Below are 19,601 nucleotides of genomic sequence, written 5' to 3'. Positions count from 1 at the left end.
ATCAGGAATCTAGCCAGACCCGCGAGGTGACGTAGCCGTTTGAAAGGTCATTGCCGACATCTTCGACATATCCCTTCACGGTCTTGAGCTTCGCGCTGATATAGTTGTTGAAGATAGGGATCAGCGAGCCACCCTGGTCGCGGACGATCACAGCAGCATCATGATAAAGCGTCTTACGCTTGCCTTCGTCTTTTTCGGCGCGGGCGCTTTTCAGAATCCCGTCAAGTTGAGCGCTTTTGAAATAGGTCTCATTCGTTGCTGCATCCGAGAGGTTTTCTGTCGAATACATCAGATCCTGCGTGAGACGGCTGCCATAGTATGACATGCAGAATGGAGCAACGCGCCATATATTCGTCCAGTAGCCGTCTTCAGGTTCCCGTTTGACATCGACCTGAATGCCAGCAGCTTTGGCGCTTGCCTGTAGCAGAAGCGCTGCGTCAACGGCTCCGGCGAAAACTGCGTCTGAAGCCTGCAGCACAATCGGGCCGTCATAATTGGCTTTCTTGAAATGGAAAGCCGCCTTGTCCGGGTCGTAGGCGCGCTGCTCGATGTCGGACGGGAAATTCGGATAGGTATTGTTGATCGGGAAATCATTGCCGATTGTGCCGAAGCCACCCAGCGCTGTGCGCAGCATCTGCTCGCGGTCAATGGCATATTTCATCGCAAGGCGCAGATCGGGATTGGTAAACGGCCCGGTGTCGCAGCGCATTGGAAAAGTGACATGACCGCGCCCCGGCACATGGACAATTTCGACGGTCGGGACGCGCTGTAACAGGGGGACAGTCTTCGGGCTCAATTGATTGATAAGATGTACACGCCCCGAGGTCAGGGCGGCTGTCCGCGCAGTTACGTCGTTGATGACCAGTAGCTCGACGCTGTCGGCAAAACCGCGATCATCACGCCAGTCGTCCTTGTTGCGCTCCAGAAGAACGCGAACGCCCGGCTGGAAGCTCGCGATCCTGTAGGGACCGGTGCCGATGCCCGCCGCCGGGTTTTCAATGCCGCCGCCGGGCTGGACTACGAGATGATAGGCGTTGAGGATCAGCGGCAGGTCGATATTCGGTTCGTTCAATTCGAGGATAAGGTCGCCGTTCTTGACGCTGATACTGCTCAATGCCGAGAGGTAACCCAGCGCGCCAGAGCGCGATTTTGCATCGCTATGTCGACGAAGGGTCTGCGCGGCATCGTCGGCTGTCAAAGTTGAGCCGTCGTGGAACTTTACGTTCTTGCGGATTTTGAACGTCCAGATTTTGAAGTCCGGCGAAGATGACCAGCTTTCGGCAAGGCCGGGCAGGGCGCCGCCAGTCTTCGGATCTGTCTCGACGAGCGTGTCCCCCCAGCTTCGTGAAAGGCAAAGCGCAAACGAACTGATGTAGGTGGCAGAATCAAGAGAGTCTGTTGACGCTCCGCCGCTTAGTCCAAGCTTGAGATGCCCGCCTCGCTTGGGCGCTTCGTCCGCCAAGGCTGCTCCGGTTTGCCATTGTCCGAACGTCAGTCCGATGCCCGTCGTTACTGAGGCTTTCAGAAAATTGCGCCGACTAAAGCCGCTCGATAGCAGCGAATGATCATTAGAATTGTTGCCCATTGCCCTCTCCCCCGTGCAATAAACCAGATCACTAGCTCACGCATCGAGGCCCGCGCGAAAATGCGAAGCCAGGTTTTGGAGAGCTCGACTTTTGGCGGGACTGCCGTTCCCATTTTCTTGATAGGTGTTGATAGACCTAAACATACATGTTCACTTATGTCCAGTACAAAACTCGTGAAAAGTCGTGATCTGCTTTTATTGTTTTAAATTTGGTGTCTTCTAATATTGCTCCTATAATCATAGAATTAAGAGTATATACAATTATATCAATAAATTAGCAGAACGAAAGCGAGGCTTCTTCACGTTGTGTGGCGATATATCCTCGACCTTGTAAGTGATCAATGTGCATACATTTATGTATGGACGGATTATCCGGGGTACGATAAACGAAACAGCAGCGCGAATTTGACTCTGGTCACGCAATCGGGCCTGGGCTGAAAGTCTATTTTCACGCTAGGTCTGAATTAAGTCTGATACGCTATGATGATTTTACGGCGTCACTTTTGATAGAGTTAAATCGAATGCATTGTGGGTCTGGAGTTCTTGCCAATTCATTTCGGGGCTCGCGACCGTTGGGCGGGGAATTAAAACGATGAAGCAGGTCGAATTGCAGGAAGAGGCTGGCGGTGGTCGCTCCACCAAGGAAGATTGGCTTAATCTTGCCAAGGAGACCTTGATCGGCGAAGGCATTGATCAGGTCAAGATCCAGGTGATGGCGAAGAAGCTTCGTGTTTCGCGCTCAAGCTTCTACTGGTTTTTCGAAAGCATTCAGGACTTGCAGGATCAGTTGTTGGATCACTGGTTGAGCAAGAATACCGGGCCAATTATCGAGCGCGCCATGCGGCCTGCGCCTACGATTAACAAGGCGGTCTGCAATGTTTTCGAATGCTGGATTGATGACAATCTCTTCGAGCCTGACCTCGATGTTGCGGTGCGTTTCTGGGGGCGTCACGAGCCACGTATTCGTTCGGTTGTGGATGAGTCTGATCGCCAGCGTATGGAGGCGCTCACGCGCATGTTTACGCGCTTCGGCTATCTGGAAAATGAGGCGAGCACGCGTGCCAGAGTGCTTTACTTCACGCAGATCGGTCACTTTACGCTGCAGATGAAGGAGACGCTTCCCATGCGAATGGATCGGGTAAGGGACTATCTCATAACCTTTTCCGGGATAGAGCCGACTCCAGAAGACATGGCTGCCCTTGAAAAAGCGGCGGCGCGTCGTCAGGAAGATCATTGCGATATTATATCTTGATGCCCCAATTATAGACAGGGATGATTGTCTTTTCGCCGATGCGGTTTGCAATGGAGAGGGCGGTTAATTTTCATAAGTATTTGATAATAAATTATTTTTTTCATACCTGAAAGACGAAGCGCTTCTTCTTCTGCAGACCGAGAAGCAAGAATCTGCGTCCGCGATCATAAATGATTGCATATTGTGGACACTTATGTACTTTACAGTACGTGTTTCAGGCAAAATTACTGGCTTGGCGGGTGAGAAAACATTGGCGGAAGATTTTAAAACAGCACCCCGGGTGATGCAGTTTTCATCCTTGGAGTTTCAGCCTCGCTTTGCCTTTCCTGAAATGGCGAATGTCGTTGAAGTGGCTGGCGTCGAGGATAGGAGCAAACTTGCGGGCGGCTTTGCTCGTTTCAACAATGCGCGTATTCCCTGGCAGGTACAGTATGACGAGCTCATCCTTGTGCTTGAAGGAAAGCTCTCGATTGAAACTGCGCGGGAGACACTGCAAGCGGTCCGTTTCGATACGATCTGGCTGCCTTCCGGGACAAAGCTTACCTATTTCGCCGAAAACGCGCTGGTGTTTTACAGCCTTTACCCGTCCAATTGGGCGCAGCAGCTTGAAAGCAGACCATGAAGAAGATCGGATTACTGCCGCAGGATGACAAGACAAATGGCTGGAGCGCGCTTCTGCCGGCACGCGCACCAAAGCCGTCCTTGCGTGGCGATGTCATCGCGGATTTCGCTGTTATCGGCGCCGGGTTTGCCGGGCTTGGTGCTGCCCGTCGTCTTGCAGAGCTGCGGCCGGATGCGAAGATCGTCGTGCTGGATGGGCAACAGCTTGGTGAAGGATCGTCAGGGCGAAATTCCGGCTTTGCCATCGATCTTCCGCACAATGTGGGGTCGTCTCTGGAAGAGCTTGCAAAAAGCCATGCTTATCTGAGGTTAGCCCGCGCAGGTATCGGTTCCTTGCGCGATAGCGTTAAGACGCATGGTATATAGCGTTAAGACGCATGGTATTGAGTGCGACTGGAGTGAAGACGGCAAATATCACACAGCTTCCTCGGAGCGCGGCGCGGAAGAGATTTTACAGCCGACGCTGGAAATGCTGAAGACGCTGAAGGAGCCTTATGAATGGCTGGACGGCAAGGAAACGACCAAGCGTCTCGGTACACCGCATTTCGCCGCCTCGATCTATACACCAGGCACGGTTCTGATTAATCCGGCTGCGCTTAATCGCGGATTGGGTGACACCTTGCCGGAAAATGTGACGCTCTATGAATTGTCACCGGTGCTGGAGGCCGATTTCGGTGCAAAGATCGTTCTGCGAACCGCTGACGGAACTGTCACCGCCCCGAAGGCGATTGTAGCAGTGAATGGCTTCGCGATGCGCTTTGGCTTTTGGAAGGGCCGTCTTTTGAACTTTGCGGCTCATGCCAGTTTCACCAGACCCCTGACTGAAAAGGAACAAGCTGTTCTCGGCAATATAGGATCATGGGGATCCACACCTGCCAACGCCTTTGCAGGCATCACGATGCGTTATACCAATGATCGTCGCATTCTCATCCGGCAGAATATCCATTTCTGTCCTGGTATGCGCCAGTCGGATATGCGTCGCGCTTCGATCCGTCAGGATCATCAGCGCCTTTTCGACGAGCGGTTCCCGATGCTCCACGGCGTCAATGTCGAACACACATGGACCGGCTATATCTGTCTATCTCGCAATGGCGCACCGGGTTTCGGGAAGGTTGGAGCGAATGTCTGGAGTGCCGTTTGCCAGAATGCGGTTGGCGTCGCCAAGGGCACGATCAGCGGAAGGCTTGCTGCCGAAATGGCGCTGGGGGAGGATAACGGACTGATATCCGACATGCTGAGCCTCGGAACGCCGTCGGCTGTTCCGCCAAGGCCGTTTCTCGATGTCGGCGTTCGCGCACGATTTGCCTACGAGCTATATCGTAACCAGCACGAGGCGTGATCGAGTTTCAACCGTCGCCAATTCTCCAGACTGCAGCTCCTGCAAGCATTCCGGCACCCGCTGCCGTTAAAAGCAGTGGTTCGCCGGGCTGGAAAGGGCGCGATCGCGATGCCAGAGACAGCGACAGCGGAATCGTGGCTGCCGACGAATTACCGAAGGTTTCAATCGTTCTGGCTGCTATGGACGCAGGCAGATGCAGCCGGTCGCAAACTGTGTCGATTATCCGCGCATTTGCCTGATGGGGAAAGAACCGATCCACATCGGCGGCGGTGAGCTTTGCTTGTTCAAGTGCATTTGTTGCACAGTTCGTCATCATGCGAACGGCTTGTGCGAAGACCGCTTTTCCGTCCGGCATGGTCATTCGCGTGTCACCGTCCGGAATGGATATCAGGCCATAACTTCCGCCATCGGATATAAGTGCTGATCCAACAAGCCCTTCATGCGGGTTGTCTGACGGCGCCAGCAGAACAGCCCCGGCGGCATCGGCAAAGAGAATTGCCGTGTTGCGTTCCGCCATATTGATACGACGGCTCAGTATATTGGCTGCTACGACCAGAACCGGTTTTCGGAAGTTTTTGACAAAGCCGTCGGCCAGCACAAGCGCATAGAGGAATCCCGAACACGCGCCTGCCAGATCGATGCCGCCACAGTTTTCCAGGCCAATCTTATGAGCAAGCAGCGGAGCGGACGGCGGCAGAAGATGATCGGGTGTCGATGTGGCAAGAATGACGAGCGCCACGGAGTTGGGCGGCAGGCCGGAATCGTCGAGCGCCATTGTTCCGGCCTTCATTGCCATATCGGTCAGCGTTTCATCTGGTGCCGCCCAGCGTCGTTCCCGGATGCCGGTGCGCTTTTCGATCCAGCCGGCTTCCAGTCCGAGCCGCTGTTCCAGTTCGGCATTTTCAACCCGGCGTTCCGGCGCATAGTGACCGAAACCCGCCATTCGGCTTCCAATGTTCATCGTGCCGCCGTCCCGATCATGTCGGCTACCGCATCGATTGCGTCATAGGCAAGGTCCAGATCGGCAGGCGTCACGCAATAGGGCGGCATCAGATAGATCACATTGCCGAGCGGACGCAGAAGCACACCCCGTTCACGGAAGAAGGCTTTCATTTTCGGTCCCGCATTAGAAAGATATCCGGTCTGCTCGACGGCGAGGTCGAGGGCGGCAATCGTGCCCTGCTGGCGCAGATTGGTGAAACGAGGGTCGCCCTGAAAGCGTGCAAGCCTTTCCGAATGCCATCGCGCCAGTGTCTCGATACGGTTCTCGACCGGTTCCGTTTGCCAGATTTCAATATTGGCGCATGCCGCCGCGCAAGCTATCGGATTGGCCGTATAGGAGCTGGAATGAAAGAATGTGCGACTGCGATCCTTCGAGAAATGTGCCTCGAAGATTTCTGCAGTACTGAGGGTTGCAGCCAGAGGAAGAGCGCCGCCTGTAATGCCTTTGGAAAGGCATAGAATGTCCGGTTTGATGGATGCCTGCTCGCAGGCGAACAGGGTGCCGGTGCGTCCCCATCCCGTCATCACTTCGTCGGCGATCAGAAGCGTCCCGTAACGCTGGGTAATCCGCTGGAACTCTGCCAACAGATGCGCAGAATAGATTTTCATTCCGCCCGCCCCCAGCACCAGCGGCTCAATCAACAGGGCGGCAACCGTACCGCTGCGGCAGAACCGCTCCAGCGCGTCGAGGGTTTGCTGCTCCTGTCCCGCAGATGGAAACGGGATGGTGTCGACGTGAAACAGCAGAGGTTCATAAGCTGCATTGAACACGCCGCGCGCACCAGTGGACATGGTACCAATCGTATCGCCGTGATAACTATGCTCCATCACCACAATGCGCGAGCGCGGTTCGTTTCTGTTGTGATGAAAGCCGAGCGCCATCTTGATCGCGACCTCGACTGCGGTGGAACCGCTGTCGGAATAGAAGACGTGAGCAAGGCCTTGCGGGGCAAGCCTGACCAGATCATGCGCCAGCCTTTCCGCCGGTTCGTGGGTGAACTCGGCAAAAATAATCTGGTCGAAGCGTTCCAGCGCATCGCGGATCGCCGTCATGATCTTCGGGTGACGGTGCCCATGGGTAATCACCCACCATGACGATATGGCGTCCAGCACCGACCGACCGGATTCATCCTGCAGGTAGGCGCCATCCGTTTTGACGATCCTGCGGAAAGCCGGTTCGGTGGCGTGCTGGGTGAAGGGATGCCAGACAGGTGACGGATGGCCGGTCATTTGGAAGCCTCATTGAAGACATTCAGGTCGAAATGTTCGTGAAAGGCGTGGCGAAGCGTGTTCTGATCAAGTTTCGCAAGGTGCGGCAACCGGCCCAGCCTGCGCACGCCGCCGAGCTCCGGGATGATCTCTTCGGTGTCGGGTTGCGGCTCACCGATGAAGGCGATGCCGAGTACGGGAATATTGCGCCGGTGCAATGCCTCGAGCGAAAGCAATGTATGGTTGATGGTTCCGAGGCCGGTTCTTGCGCAGAGGATGACCGGCTGATGCCAGCGCGCAAAAACATCGATAAATGTCGTGCGGCGCGTTAGCGGTACATGCAATCCGCCGGCGCCTTCGATCACCAGAGGAACATCGACCGACGGCACTTCCAGCGCATCCGGATCGATCTCGACCCCATCGATCTGTGCCGCAAGATGCGGCGAAGCCGGTGTTTTTAGGCGCCAGGCTTCGGGGACAATCCTTTGCTGCGAAAGCCCGGCGAGTCCGGCCACGGTTTCGCTGTCGGTCGCCTCGTCCAGTCCTGACTGGATCGGCTTCCAGTAACAGGCATCGAGCGCATCCGCGAGGGCTGCGGAAAAGACGGTCTTGCCGATACCCGTATCGGTGCCGGTAACGACGAAAGTGCGGTTCATATCATTTCCTCGGCCATGACGAGCGCAAGATGTTCGAACATGCGCGCTATCGTGGGTTCATCGACGTTAACCGTGATGGTGATGCGCAGGCGCGCCGTACCGGTAGGCACTGTGGGCGGGCGGATCGCGCGTATGTCGAAGCCATCGGCCTGCATGCGACGTGCGATACGCAAGGTGCGGTCGGCATCGCCGATGATGAGCGGCAATATCTGCGTACCGCTGCCGGGTCTGCCGAAGCGCTCGGCGAAGCACGCATTGGCGAATGCGATAAGTCGGTGCAATTCGTGCCGCCGATGGTCTTCTGTCGCCATGGTTCGCAGCGCCAGCCGTGTTGCGGATACCTGCAAGGGTGAGGGCGCGGTCGAATAGATGAAGGGCCTCGCGCGGTTGACGAGAAAATCGCGCAGGACCGGATCGGCTCCAACCAGTCCACCCGCACTGCCCATGGCCTTGCCGCAGGTGTGAAGCATAATCACATTCTGCCGGTCTTTCAGCCCTGCAGTGAAGCCGCGCCCATCCGGTCCATGTACGCCGGTCGCGTGGGCTTCATCGATGAAGAGAAAGGCATCATGCCGGTCAGCGATTTCAATGAGGTCGGATAGGGGTGCGCAGTCGCCATCCATCGAATAGAGGCTTTCCACCACAATCCATGGGGTGCCGCTTCCTCCCTTTTCGCGCCATGTGCTGATGGTTCTGTCGAATGCATCCGCATCGTTATGCGGGATGGACACAGTTTCGGCTTTTCCGGCCCGCATCCCCTCATGTGCGCTGGCGTGGATCAGCCCGTCATATGCGATCAGGTCGCCGCGTTGCGGCAAGGTTGAGAGAACCGCAAGATTTGCAGCATAACCAGTGCTGAAATAAAGCATTGATGGCGCACGAAAACAGGCGGCGGCCTCGGCTTCCAGAAGCGCGTGTTCGGGGTGATTGCCGCGTAACAGCCTTGAACCGCCAGCTCCGCTGGCAAGGCCGTATTCCAGCGCGTCAATCAATGCCCTGCGGATCGACGGCGAGGCGGCAAGGCCCAGATAGTCGTTCGAACTGAAATCCGCGCCTCTGTTATCGGAAAGCGTGCGCAGATGTCCGCGTCGCTGCAAGTTCTTCAACTTCGCGGCGTAACGGGCCAATGGGGCAGTGTTCATGCATGGGTGTCCAGTGCATACGCAGTCAGACCGAGCCGCCGCATGAGGCTTGTGTCGCGATCTTCGCCCGGATTGGCGGCGGTGAGCAGCGTGTCGCCGATAAAGATCGAGTTTGCGCCTGCGAAGAAGCAGAGAGCCTGCATTTCATCACTCATCGAATTGCGTCCGGCTGTCAGGCGCACATGCGATTGCGGCATCATCAGGCGGGCAAGCGCGATGATCCGAATGAAGGCGATGGGATCCACGGGGGAGGCTTTTTCTAGGCGGGATCCGGGCATGGGGATTAGCATATTGATCGGCACGCTTTCCGGAGGCGTCGGCAGATTAGCCAGCGTCACCAGCATATCGATGCGATCGTCCTCGGTTTCTCCAAGGCCGAGAATACCGCCGCTGCAAACCTTGATTCCGGCATCCCGGACATGGGCAAGCGTTTCCAGCCGGTCATCGAAACTGCGTGTTGTGATGACCTGCGGGTAAAACCGCTCCGACGTATCGATATTGTGGTTGTAATAATCGAGGCCCGCTTCCGCAAAGGTCTGCGCCTGATCCGGGTTCAGCATGCCGAGCGTCATGCAGGTTTCCAGACCGAGCGCCTTCACCTGTTTGACCATTTCCACAATGGCCGGTTCGTCGCGTGGCTTCGGGCTGCGCCAGGCTGCACCCATGCAATAACGGGTTGCGCCGCTATCCTTTGCCTTCTGCGCTTCTTCAAGAACCGTATCAAGACTCATCAGTTTTGAGGCTTTCAGGCCCGAGGCATGATGTGCCGACTGACTGCAATAGCCGCAATCTTCGGGGCAGCCGCCCGTCTTGATGTTGAGCAGCTTGCTGAGCTGTACGCGGTTCGGGTCGAAGTTGGCGCGGTGCATGCTCTGTGCTTCGAAAAGAAGATCATTGAACGGTAGATCGTAAAGCAGGCGGGCGCTTGCGAGCGTCCATGCACCGTCATCCGGTTTGGACGCCGTTTTTTTAGCGCTTTCAGTGGTCAGTTTCACCGTATTCAGCATGCTTTCTCCATTTTATCTATAAAAATAGAAAGAATCTATGAAATATAGATTATCCGCATGGATATGGCCGACTCAAGCTAAATTATTATAGATAATTATGGATGCACCGAACAAGGTGCTGTGGTGTGACGGTGCCAGAACGAAAATGCCACGATCATCGGATCGTGGCGCTATAAAATCGGCGAGTTGGAGAAGTCTGCAAAAGGGTTGTTGCAGCGCAGGCGATTACCCATCTGAAGTTTCGAACCGGACCTCAAGATGATCTTGCCGGAGGCGATGCCTTCCCAATGGCAGCATGATGGGGCGGCCGGAGGTCGGGTCGGTCATGATGCGACTTTCCAGATGAAAGACATCACGGACGTTCTGTTCTGTCAGCACCGCGTCGGGTGTCCCGGTTATATGCAGCCGTCCGTCGGCCATTGCGACCAGAAAATCGGCATAGCGGGCGGCAAGATTGAGATCATGCAAGACCATGACGATTGTGGTTCCCCGCTCCCGATTAAGATCGGTGAGCAAATCCAGCACTTCGACCTGATGGCTGATATCCAGAAAAGTCGTGGGTTCGTCCAGCAGGAGAATATCGGTCTGCTGCGCCAGCGCCATGGCGATCCACACACGCTGACGCTGGCCGCCTGAAAGCTCATCGACCGGTCTGTCGGCCAGTTCGGTTGTCTTGGTTGCTTCGAGTGCCGCCGCGATTGCTTCGTCGTCTGCCCGCGTCCATTGCGAGAAAACGCCGTGATAGGGGTTTCGTCCCCGGCTGACGAGATCGGCGACCAATATGCCTTCTGGTGCTATTGGCGATTGCGGCAGCAGGCCGAGCTTCTGTGCCAGTTGCCGGGATGGAAGCGTGTGGATCGATTTGCTGTCCAGCAGAACCTGCCCGTGGCGCGGCGTCAGAAGCCGCGACATCGTTCGCAGAAGTGTAGACTTTCCGCAGGCATTCGCCCCGACAATTGCGGTCACCTTGCCAGACGGTATCTCAAGATCGAGACCGTTCAGCACAAGCCTGTCGCCATAGCCGGTGGTCAATTGACACACGCTGAGAGTGTGATTGGTCATAGGGATGCCCCGCTGCGGTTGGCGCGTATGATGAGATAGATGAAATAGGGAGCGCCCAGAGCCCCTGTGACAACGCCGACCGGATAACGGCCCGGCAGCAGGAATTGTCCGCAATAATCGCCAGCGAGAACAAGTATGGCTCCGACGAGAGCAGATGGGATGAGCAGGGAACCGTTATTGCCGATGATGCGCGCTGCAATCGGGCCCGACAGAAAGGCGACGAATGCAATGGGTCCGGCGACCGCCGTGGCAAAGGCTATCATGCCCACGGCGGCGATGATGATGACGATCCGGGTCCGCCCGACATGGGTTCCCAGTGCTGCCGCACTGTCGTCGCCAAGCCGCAACGCTTCGAGATCGCGCGACCGGCTCAAAAGCAGCCCGCCGAAGACGATCAGAGCGACCAGAAGCGGAAACATCTGATCCAGCCTTGCGCCATTGACGCTGCCGGTCAGCCAGCGCATGGCTTCCTGCAGGCTCCAGGCGGGAGCCGTTGAAAGAATATAGGCGATGAAGCTTTCGAGCATCGCCGAAACACCGATGCCAACCAGGATAAGCCGGGTTCCGGCAATCCCGTTCCTGAAGGAAAGGCCATAGACGGCCAGCGCTACGGCAAGCCCGGCGACAACGGCGAAAACGGAGACAATGGGCCCGCTCATCGAGAGCACGACGATTGCAAAAACGGCGGCAGCGCTTGCGCCTGAACTGATGCCGATAATATCAGGGCTTGCCAGCGAATTGCGGAGCATGAGCTGGAATGCGACACCGCCGAGGCCAAAGCTCAGCCCGGCCAGCACCGACAGAATGGCGCGCGGCAGGCGCAGCCTGCCGACCGTGAAGCTTGCTCCCTGAACGTCTTCGCCCAGAAGCACCCGGACGACATCTTTTGGCGGGGTGAATGATTGTCCCATCATCAAGGTGATGAGGAAGAAGGTGACGAGAATGGCCAGAAGAAGACCGATGACAAGATTGCGCTTGCGGGCGCGGCTGCGGCGGTTTCGGGCGATCAGATCGGCGGTGGGAAGCAGTATTGTCATAACTCGCGAACCCGTTGGCGCCTGACGATCCAGATGAAGAATGGCGCACCGATCAGGGCGGTGACGATCCCGACATCCAGTTCGGCAGGGCGGGCAATGAGCCGCCCGACAATATCGGCGGCAAGCAGGAGACAAGCTCCGCTGAGCGCCGAGAACGGTAACAGCCAGCGGTGGTCAACCCCGACCAGCAGGCGACAGAGATGTGGTACGACCAGTCCGACAAATCCGATGGGGCCGCAGATAGCGGTCGTTGCGCCGCACAACAGGATTGCGCCGAGCGCCGCGACGGCGCGTGCGACGGCGACTTTTTCTCCCAATCCGGCGGCAAGTTCATCGCCGAGTGCGAGTGAGTTCAGTTTGCGGGCTGACAAAAGACTGATGACGAAGCCGACAGCAAGAAACGGCAGCACATAGTTGAGCCGGTCGAAGGTCGCACCGCCGACACCGCCGATCTGCCAGGCGCGGATGCCACCGGCAATGTCGTTGCGCGGCAGAACGACGGCAATAACCAGCGAGGAAAATGCGACGGATGTGGCCGCACCTGCAAGGGCAAGCTTGAGCGGCGTCGCGCCGCCGCGACCAAGCGATCCGACCGTATAGACGAAGATGGCGGCTCCACCGGAGCCGAATATGGCTGTCCAGATATAGGCAGGTGCGGAGACGATGCCGAACCAGGCGACCGCGATGACGACAGCGAGCGAGGCACCCATATTGACGCCAAGAATGCCGGGGTCCGCCAACGGATTACGGGTGATGCCTTGCATGATCGCGCCTGCCAGCCCGAGTGCCGCTCCGGCGAGAAGAGCCAGCAGCGTGCGCGGAATGCGCATGGCGACCGCAGCTTGCCCGACCGTGTCCAGATGGCCGCGCAGCGCTGCAACAATATCCGACCAGGGAACTTCGCGTGTGCCGAGCGACACGGACAGAACGCAGAGGACCAGGAGAAGAAAAACAACCGTGCCAAGCCAGCCTGTTTTGGTTCTGCTGGACCGATATGTGCTGATCGGCTGGCTCGAATGCCGGGTGTGGTAGGCGAAGGTCATTTCGTTTTATCGGCCGCACCGGCAAGAAGGGCTACATAGTCCTTCAGCACCCAGGAAATCGAAAGCGGCGTCGGATTGGCCGCTGTTCCAAGCGGATTTCTGCCCAGCATGACCGCCGCATTGTTTTCGACGACCGGCATTCTGGCGAGAAGCGGATTGCGCCTCATGGCATCCAGCAATTCCTGACTGCCATAGGTCACGACGATGTCGACATCATCGAACACGTCGACGCGTTCGGCGCTGATGGAACCGGAGAACTGGCCCGGTTTGGAGGCATCGACAACGCTCTTGGGCGAGTCCAGGCCAAGATCCTTGAAGAACTTCACTCGCGTGTCATTGGTGGTGTAGAAATTGATCGTACTCAGGTCCGTCGTGTCGAGATGCGTGACGAACATGGCCGACTTGCCCTTCAGGTGCGGATACTGGCTGACCGTCTCGGAAATCTCGCCTTCGATCTTTGCGATCAGTGCTTCGCCTTCTTCCGCCATCCCCATGCCTGCGCTGTTGAGGCGGATCATATCGCGCCAGTCGGTAGACCAAGCTGCTTCAGGATAGGCGACCACAGGGGCGATCTGGCTGAGTGTCTGGTAGTCGGATTGGCTCAGGCCGGAATAGGATGCAAGTATGACATCGGGTCGTGTTTCGGCAACTGCCTCGAAATCGATTCCGTCGCCTTCATCGAAGAGCACAGGCGCATCGGCACCGAGTTCCTTCAACCTTGCGGCTACCCATGGCAAAAGACCATCATTGTCGTCATCGCCGAAATTGGCTCTCGCAAAGCCGACCGGTAGCACGCCGAGCGCAAGGGGAACTTCATGGTTCGCCCAGGCAACAGTGACGATCCGCTCAGGTTTCTTCTCTATCGTTGTTGTTCCAAAAGCATGTTTGATGACAATCGGATAGGCAGTTTTTTCACCAGCCTGCGCAGCGTGCGGCATGATGATTGCAATGCAGGACAGAGCCACGAAAAATAGAGAGCGAATGGACCACGTCATCCGGCGCATTCTCCTTATATGTAAAGTGGCCTTTCACTCTCAAGTTAAACCCATTGCGTCAAGGCCGAAGCACGTACCTTGATAAAGCTGATGCGAATTAACCGTGATTTCCTACAAAAAAGCAGTTTTCTACAATACTGGACAAAGATTCTCAAGTTAGTGGCGGTACGGGGACAGTTTCAGTTTCTTCATCCTATCGATTGCCGGGCTTATCTGGCCGTTGGTCGAAGCGCTGGTCGATGTCTCCACGATTTGAAACGTCGTCGGCAAAAAACGACCGCCGCAAACCGCATATCGGACCTGACCATGACTATTTCAAAGACCGCCGAGACGAAGAAAACCAACCGGGTCCGCTATCGCAGAGCAATTCTTCTGGGATGCACGGCGCTTTTTGTATCGATGCCGGGTCTGGCTTCTGCGCAGCAGGCAGCGACGACGGAAGCGCCCACAGTGCTCAAGACCATCACGGTCGATGGTTCCGGCGGAAGCGACGACGATTCAAAGTCGATTGTCGCAACAAGAACCACCGGTGGCGGCAAGATGGCGACGGACATTATGGATACGGCAGCCTCCGTATCGGTGATCACTGCCAAGGAAATGCAGGAGCGCAACGCGCAGACCGTCGAGCAGGTGTTGCAATATACGGCTGGTGTTTCCACCAATTTCTACGGGTCAGACGACCGGTTCGATTTTTTCCAGATCCGCGGCTTCGACGCCAATACCTATCGCGACGGGCTGTCCCTTGGCCGTCCCTTTGGCGGCATACGGGAAGAACCCTATGCATTTGAAAGGATCGAAGTTCTGAAAGGCGCCAGTTCCACGGCTTTCGGTGTTTCCGATCCCGGTGGTCTGGTCAATTATGTGACCAAGCGCCCGAAGCGCGAGCGCTTTGGCGAAGCCTATGTCACCGGCGGCTCCTTCAATCACAAGGAAGTTGGCTTCGATTTCGGCGATAACCTGACCGGCGATGACACGCTGTCCTACCGCCTCACCGGTAAGTTCAAGGATTCTGACGCCGAATATGATTATTCGCGCGACGATGAAAAGTTCATCATGGGCGGGCTGACATGGCGTCCGAGCGATGCAACCAATCTGACGGTGATCTTCGATCACCTTTACCGCAATGGCGTGCCTGGAAGCGGTGGTCATCCGGTCGGCACCGATTTCAACAGAAGCCGCTTTTTCGGCGAGCCTGATTTCAACTATCGCGGCACCGACAGAAATACCGTCAGTGCCATGTTCGACCATGATTTCGGCAATGGCCTGAGCCTGAGCGCGAACGGGCGTTACAGCAACCAGGACACCGATTTCGGCTATGCCTACATTTCGGCTACGCCAACCGATGGTTCCACAATCGCCAAACGCGATTTCTTCGGGAACGAAGCTTCAGCCGAGAATTTTGTCGGTGACGCGAACCTGAAATATGAGACGAACTTCGATCGGTTCGAAAGCCGGACGATGGCGGGCATCGAGTACAATAATTATTCGGCCACCAACAGGACGCTCTGGGGGCCGGCTCCGGGCATCGACTGGACCAACCCGGTCTTTACAGGCGCTCCGGTCAATCTGCCTCTTATCGGCAGCACGTCGACCAAGCAGAAAACCAAGGCGATCTATTTCCAGCAGGATCTGACATTCGCAGAAAAGCTGATCGCCAGCGTTGGCCTGCGCAATGACTGGCTTGATCTGTCGCAGACGAACAATCTCAAGAACACGACTGCGGACGGGGACCTTAGCGAGTTCACGAGCCGGTTCGGTCTGACCTATCGGGTGACCGATGAATGGGCGGTCTATACGAGCTATGCGGAATCGATCGCCCCTCCCGCCATCGGCATTGATCCCGAGCGCGGCGAACAGATCGAAGTCGGCGTAAAATACCAGCCGTCAGCGTTTCCGGCCTTGTTCACAGCGTCGGTTTATGACCTGACCAAGAACAATATCTCGGTTACCGATCCCATCACGCTTCAGCCATCCACGATCGGCGAGGTTCGCGTTCGCGGCATCGATCTGGAAGCCAAGGCGGAGTTGACCAGCAATATCAATCTGATCGCAGCCTATTCCTATATGGACCCGGAGATCGTGGAGAACGGCACGAGCGGCAATGAAGGCAACCGCCCGCAGTTCGTTTCAAAGCACCTTGCCTCGCTGTGGGCAAACTACAAACTTGAGGGCAGCGGGCGTCGCGGCGACATGACATTCGGTATCGGTGGTCGCTATATCGGCGCCTATTACTTCACGCCAGCCAATACATCCGGCACAAGCGGCAATGTCGTATTCGATGCTGCATTCACCTATGAGTTTCTCGATAACTCGGCGCTGCAGGTCAATGTCAGCAATCTGTTTGACAAGAAATATGTTGCCTATGGCGGCTTCGGCGCGGATTTCTATAATCCTGGCCGCGAGATTACCGCAACGCTTCGCCGCACCTGGTAGGATTAGCGGTTCGACTGGAAGCGTCGCCAGGCGGCCGGTGTTTCACCCACCACCTGGCGGAAGGCTTTGGTCAGATGGGCCTGATCGGTAAATCCGAGCTGGGCAGCGATGCCGGCAACAGTCATCTCGCTTTCCGCCAGCAACTGTTGCGCCAGATCGATGCGTTTTGCCATCTGCCATTGCAGCGGGGTTTTGCCGGTTGTCTGTTTGAAGACATTGGCGAACCAGCTTTCCGACAGACCAACGGAAGCTGCCATTTCGGCGACGCTTAACCGGCGATCGCTGCAGCTATCGAACCGTGCGTTCAGCTTGTTCATCTGCGCCATGGTGAGGCGGCCATAGCCCTGTTTGTTCTCTTCGCCCGGTATATCGAGCAGGCCGGTCAGAATACTGCCGATCAGGTTTTCTGCGAAAAGCCCATGTTTCGACGGATTGGCCGTTTCGTCGACCAGCAGGCGAGCAAGTGTCTCTATCGCACCAAGATCCTGAATCTCGACCGGGCTGCGCATGGCGGCCATGGCCATAGACGCACCGAGCGCAGGGCTGAGATATCTGAGTAGCCGGTCTTTATGGAAATGCAGGTTGAGGTGCGAAAAACGGTGGAGCGAAACCGTGTTCGTCCACATAGGGACGCCGGCCGGTATATAGATCGCACGTGTCATCGGGCGGTGGCGCTGGCCAAAGACACCATTGTCGTTCGATATGCGAATGTTGGATGAGACATCCTGGAAAAAGATCATGATGCGGGGATCATGCGACAGGAAATAGCCGTTGGCTCCCGTCTGGCTTTCGGCCTCCCAAAAGACGCTGACCAGCCCGTCCAGTACACGCCATTGGACCGGCGCAACCACCCGGATACCTTCGGCTTGCCAGATCATAGAATGCCAAAAGCCCAAACTGTTCCGATCCGTATTTAAACAGCGTTCCGATGAGGCCCCGGACTGTTCGCCGGAAATGCGCCAGGATGCATCATATTAATATGACTAAAAATATCATCTTATAGGGCTGACGCAAGATAATTCTGCCAATAATGAGGGAGGGGAAACGCGCGATCCCGACCGCCCGTGTTCACTCAAGATCTTCCTGCTCGAAATGCTGGCTGACGTGAATGTCGGTTGTTTCCAGACGTCCGGGTCCCAGATTGATGAATTTGTGCGGTATGTTTGCGGGGCCGAAGACGACCTGTCCTTCCGTCGCCTCGATCTGTTCATCGCCGACAATGAACAAAGCTTTCCCCTGGCGGACAATGAAAATTTCGTCATAGGGGTGCCGGTGCAGTTTGGGTCCGTGTCCGACAACATCGGTTGAAAAGAATATGATTGACGCGTCGGTGCCAAATCTCTTGCCTTCGACACGGCCGGACCAGGCATCTTCGCGCCTCGCCCATTCTTCTCTTTTCAAGACGACGGGTTGTTTCGTCAAAACCGTTCTCCCGGAGCACTCCCAGTCAGTACGGGATCATTGGAGCCGCTCTATCTCGTTGTTTGCGCGCATTGCCCGATCAGGAGGGCCCCGATCAGGAGGGCAGGTCAAATTCTAACGAGACCCGAGCGCTTCAACAACCCCATGAGGACCAGCGGCAGAAGCGTGGTGATGAGAATGGCTATGAATGCCATGGCCATGCCGAGGCCGACCGACCCCTGTTCGAACTGGCGCCAGATGAAGATCGAGATGGTCTGCATTCCAACCGGAGCGACCAGGATCGACGCGACCAGCTCACGGGTCGCGACGGCGAAGACGAGCAGCATGGCGGTTATGAGGCTCGGCGCGATCAGCGGCAGCATAATGCGGCGGAAAGCAGTGAAACTGTTTGCACCGCAGACCCGTGCCGCAGCTTCCAGATTGTCACCGATCTGGTGAAAGGCAGCCGATGCATAGCGGATCGGCTGCGGTAGAAGAATGCAGCAATAGGCAAGCAACAGGATCAGCGGTGTGTTGTATGGCGAGACGGGTAGCACGGGCTGGTTCCATGCCAGAATGAGACCGACTGCCACAACGACGCCGGGCAGGGCATTCGGCAGAACGGTCAGCACGTCGAGCCAGAAGCGCCCGCGAAAGCGCATCTTCACTACGGCATAGGCGGCAACCGCGCCGAGGAGTCCTGTCAGCAGGGCGCTTGCAATGCCGAGCGACAAGCTGTTGAGCAGTGCACGTATGCCCCCTGCGCTGTTGTCGGCAATGGCGGCGAAATTGTCAAAGCCGAGATTCGACAGGATCAGCCCGCCGGAAACGGTTTTGGAAAGGGCGCTCGCCAGAATGGCCAGCGAAGGAATACCGGTTGCGGCAAAGGCGACGATGGCGAAGAGAGCAACCACGGGAATGGTGAGCGCTCCGAGCGAACGTTTGTCCTTTGCCTGTGGCTTGCCGCCAGTCGTCACATAGGAGCGGCGTGTCAGTATCCAGCGCTGGACCAGAAAAGCGGCCAGCGACAGGCAGACAAGCGTCAGTGAAAAGACGGCGGCTCCGGCAAGGTCGATGGGCCAGTCGGAAATTCGCAGGTCGATTTCCGTCACCAGTACGTCGAAACCTGAACGGCGTCCAAGGGCTGCGGGCGTGCCGTATTCCTCAATAGCGGCCGCGAAAACCAGAAGGAGGCTTGCCGCGAGACCCGGCGTCGCAAGCGGCAGGGTAATGCGGATAAAGGAGCGCCACGGCGAAGCTCCGAACACGCGTCCGACGTCGGAATAGCGCGCGCCGACCGCTTCAATCGTGCGCGACACCGCAAAATAGACGAGCGGAAACGTATTCAGCGCCATGACGAAGCTCATGCCCGCGACCGAGAACAGGAAGGGAGCCAGATTGAAACCGGCGAGCTGTTCAAGATAGCCGCGCGGTTGCAGGGTCATGATCCAGCCAAGTGTGGCGATATAGGGCGGGATCATGAAGGGAACGAGCATCAGCACGTCCCACAATACGGCGAAAGGAACCTTGTAGAGCGCTCTGAAAACCGCAAGCGGAACGGCGATGAGGGCGGAAAGTGCCACCACCGAAAGCCCGAGCAGCACGGTATTGCCGCTCATGCGCAAAAGTTTCGGTTCTTCGAACAGGGCTGAGAGATGCAGGAAAGGCTCGGCCAGCGAGCCTCTCCCCAACTGCGGAAAGATTGCCTGAAGGACAATGAAGACAAACGGCACCGCGACGATGAATGCGAGCCCTGCAACCGCAACGAATCCGAGCGGATTGCCAGCCGCCGCACTGCTTGACTTCATGTCTGCCTG

The 19,601-nt window shown here is 56.7% G+C and carries 18 protein-coding genes; 5 read left to right on the top strand and 13 right to left on the bottom strand.

The annotated features are described in order from the left end of the window. Position 1 precedes the first annotated feature (1 nt). Positions 2–1,585 carry an ABC transporter substrate-binding protein gene (locus ACYSN1_RS13795; RefSeq protein WP_461726202.1) on the bottom strand — a complete coding sequence of 528 codons (1,584 nt, stop codon included), beginning with the start codon at positions 1,583–1,585 and terminating at the stop codon, positions 2–4. Positions 1,586–2,177: 592 nt separating this feature from the next. On the opposite strand from ACYSN1_RS13795, the gene ACYSN1_RS13790 reads away from it, so the two are divergent. The 4 genes from ACYSN1_RS13790 to ACYSN1_RS13775 all read left to right on the top strand — a co-directional run bounded on the left by ACYSN1_RS13790 (position 2,178) and on the right by ACYSN1_RS13775 (position 4,797). Then, positions 2,178–2,837, top strand: a complete 660-nt coding sequence (locus ACYSN1_RS13790; RefSeq protein WP_461726201.1) for a TetR/AcrR family transcriptional regulator — start codon at positions 2,178–2,180, stop codon at positions 2,835–2,837. A gap of 298 nt (positions 2,838–3,135) precedes the next feature. Further along, the gene (locus ACYSN1_RS13785) at positions 3,136–3,459 is read left to right on the top strand and encodes a hypothetical protein (protein WP_461726200.1); all 324 of its coding nucleotides are present in this window, start codon (positions 3,136–3,138) and stop codon (positions 3,457–3,459) included. Beyond that, positions 3,456–3,824 carry an FAD-dependent oxidoreductase gene (locus tag ACYSN1_RS13780; protein WP_461726199.1) on the top strand — a complete coding sequence of 123 codons (369 nt, stop codon included), beginning with the start codon at positions 3,456–3,458 and terminating at the stop codon, positions 3,822–3,824. The genes ACYSN1_RS13785 and ACYSN1_RS13780 overlap by 4 nt, the downstream gene beginning before the upstream one ends. Further along, positions 3,814–4,797, top strand: a complete 984-nt coding sequence (locus ACYSN1_RS13775; RefSeq protein ID WP_461726198.1) for an NAD(P)/FAD-dependent oxidoreductase — start codon at positions 3,814–3,816, stop codon at positions 4,795–4,797. Before ACYSN1_RS13780 ends, ACYSN1_RS13775 begins: the two co-directional genes overlap by 11 nt. A gap of 7 nt (positions 4,798–4,804) precedes the next feature. Here ACYSN1_RS13775 and ACYSN1_RS13770 read toward each other — a convergent pair whose 3' ends face one another. The 9 genes from ACYSN1_RS13770 to ACYSN1_RS13730 form a co-directional block, all read right to left on the bottom strand. Beyond that, positions 4,805–5,758, bottom strand: a complete 954-nt coding sequence (locus ACYSN1_RS13770; RefSeq protein ID WP_461726197.1) for a beta-ketoacyl-ACP synthase III — start codon at positions 5,756–5,758, stop codon at positions 4,805–4,807. Continuing rightward, complete coding sequence (locus ACYSN1_RS13765; protein ID WP_461726196.1) at positions 5,755–7,029, bottom strand: adenosylmethionine--8-amino-7-oxononanoate transaminase; 1,275 nt, start codon at positions 7,027–7,029, stop codon at positions 5,755–5,757. Before ACYSN1_RS13765 ends, ACYSN1_RS13770 begins: the two co-directional genes overlap by 4 nt. Continuing rightward, entirely contained in the window at positions 7,026–7,664 is a 639-nt protein-coding gene (bioD, locus tag ACYSN1_RS13760) for a dethiobiotin synthase (RefSeq protein ID WP_461726195.1), read from the bottom strand. The genes ACYSN1_RS13765 and bioD overlap by 4 nt, the downstream gene beginning before the upstream one ends. Continuing rightward, complete coding sequence (locus tag ACYSN1_RS13755; RefSeq protein WP_461726194.1) at positions 7,661–8,806, bottom strand: 8-amino-7-oxononanoate synthase; 1,146 nt, start codon at positions 8,804–8,806, stop codon at positions 7,661–7,663. The genes bioD and ACYSN1_RS13755 overlap by 4 nt, the downstream gene beginning before the upstream one ends. Further along, positions 8,803–9,801 (bottom strand): biotin synthase BioB, encoded by a 999-nt coding sequence (bioB, locus tag ACYSN1_RS13750; RefSeq protein WP_461726298.1) that lies wholly within the window; start codon positions 9,799–9,801, stop codon positions 8,803–8,805. The genes ACYSN1_RS13755 and bioB overlap by 4 nt, the downstream gene beginning before the upstream one ends. A 237-nt stretch (positions 9,802–10,038) precedes the next feature. Further along, a complete protein-coding gene (locus ACYSN1_RS13745; RefSeq protein WP_461726193.1) occupies positions 10,039–10,875 on the bottom strand; it encodes an ABC transporter ATP-binding protein in 837 nt (278 codons plus the stop codon). Next, entirely contained in the window at positions 10,872–11,912 is a 1,041-nt protein-coding gene (locus ACYSN1_RS13740) for a FecCD family ABC transporter permease (RefSeq protein ID WP_461726192.1), read from the bottom strand. The genes ACYSN1_RS13745 and ACYSN1_RS13740 overlap by 4 nt, the downstream gene beginning before the upstream one ends. After that, positions 11,909–12,955 carry a FecCD family ABC transporter permease gene (locus ACYSN1_RS13735; protein WP_461726191.1) on the bottom strand — a complete coding sequence of 349 codons (1,047 nt, stop codon included), beginning with the start codon at positions 12,953–12,955 and terminating at the stop codon, positions 11,909–11,911. The genes ACYSN1_RS13740 and ACYSN1_RS13735 overlap by 4 nt, the downstream gene beginning before the upstream one ends. Next, positions 12,952–13,950 (bottom strand): iron-siderophore ABC transporter substrate-binding protein, encoded by a 999-nt coding sequence (locus ACYSN1_RS13730; RefSeq protein ID WP_461726190.1) that lies wholly within the window; start codon positions 13,948–13,950, stop codon positions 12,952–12,954. The genes ACYSN1_RS13735 and ACYSN1_RS13730 overlap by 4 nt, the downstream gene beginning before the upstream one ends. 306 nt (positions 13,951–14,256) lie before the next feature. On the opposite strand from ACYSN1_RS13730, the gene ACYSN1_RS13725 reads away from it, so the two are divergent. Next, the gene (locus ACYSN1_RS13725; protein WP_461726189.1) at positions 14,257–16,383 is read left to right on the top strand and encodes a TonB-dependent siderophore receptor; all 2,127 of its coding nucleotides are present in this window, start codon (positions 14,257–14,259) and stop codon (positions 16,381–16,383) included. A 2-nt stretch (positions 16,384–16,385) separates the two neighbouring features. On the opposite strand, the gene ACYSN1_RS13720 is transcribed toward ACYSN1_RS13725, so the two are convergent. The 3 genes from ACYSN1_RS13720 to ACYSN1_RS13710 all read right to left on the bottom strand — a co-directional run bounded on the left by ACYSN1_RS13720 (position 16,386) and on the right by ACYSN1_RS13710 (position 19,592). Beyond that, complete coding sequence (locus tag ACYSN1_RS13720; protein ID WP_461726188.1) at positions 16,386–17,279, bottom strand: helix-turn-helix domain-containing protein; 894 nt, start codon at positions 17,277–17,279, stop codon at positions 16,386–16,388. A 172-nt stretch (positions 17,280–17,451) separates the two neighbouring features. Next, on the bottom strand, positions 17,452–17,805 hold the full coding sequence (locus ACYSN1_RS13715) for a cupin domain-containing protein (RefSeq protein WP_105544946.1): 354 nt from the start codon (positions 17,803–17,805) through the stop codon (positions 17,452–17,454). Positions 17,806–17,912: 107 nt separating this feature from the next. Then, positions 17,913–19,592 carry an ABC transporter permease gene (locus ACYSN1_RS13710; RefSeq protein ID WP_461726187.1) on the bottom strand — a complete coding sequence of 560 codons (1,680 nt, stop codon included), beginning with the start codon at positions 19,590–19,592 and terminating at the stop codon, positions 17,913–17,915. Positions 19,593–19,601 lie beyond the last annotated feature (9 nt).

Source organism: Brucella sp. LJL56 (genome assembly GCF_054871705.1).
Note: the sequence above shows the minus strand (reverse complement) of the source record. Positions and strands in the feature narration are given on the sequence as shown.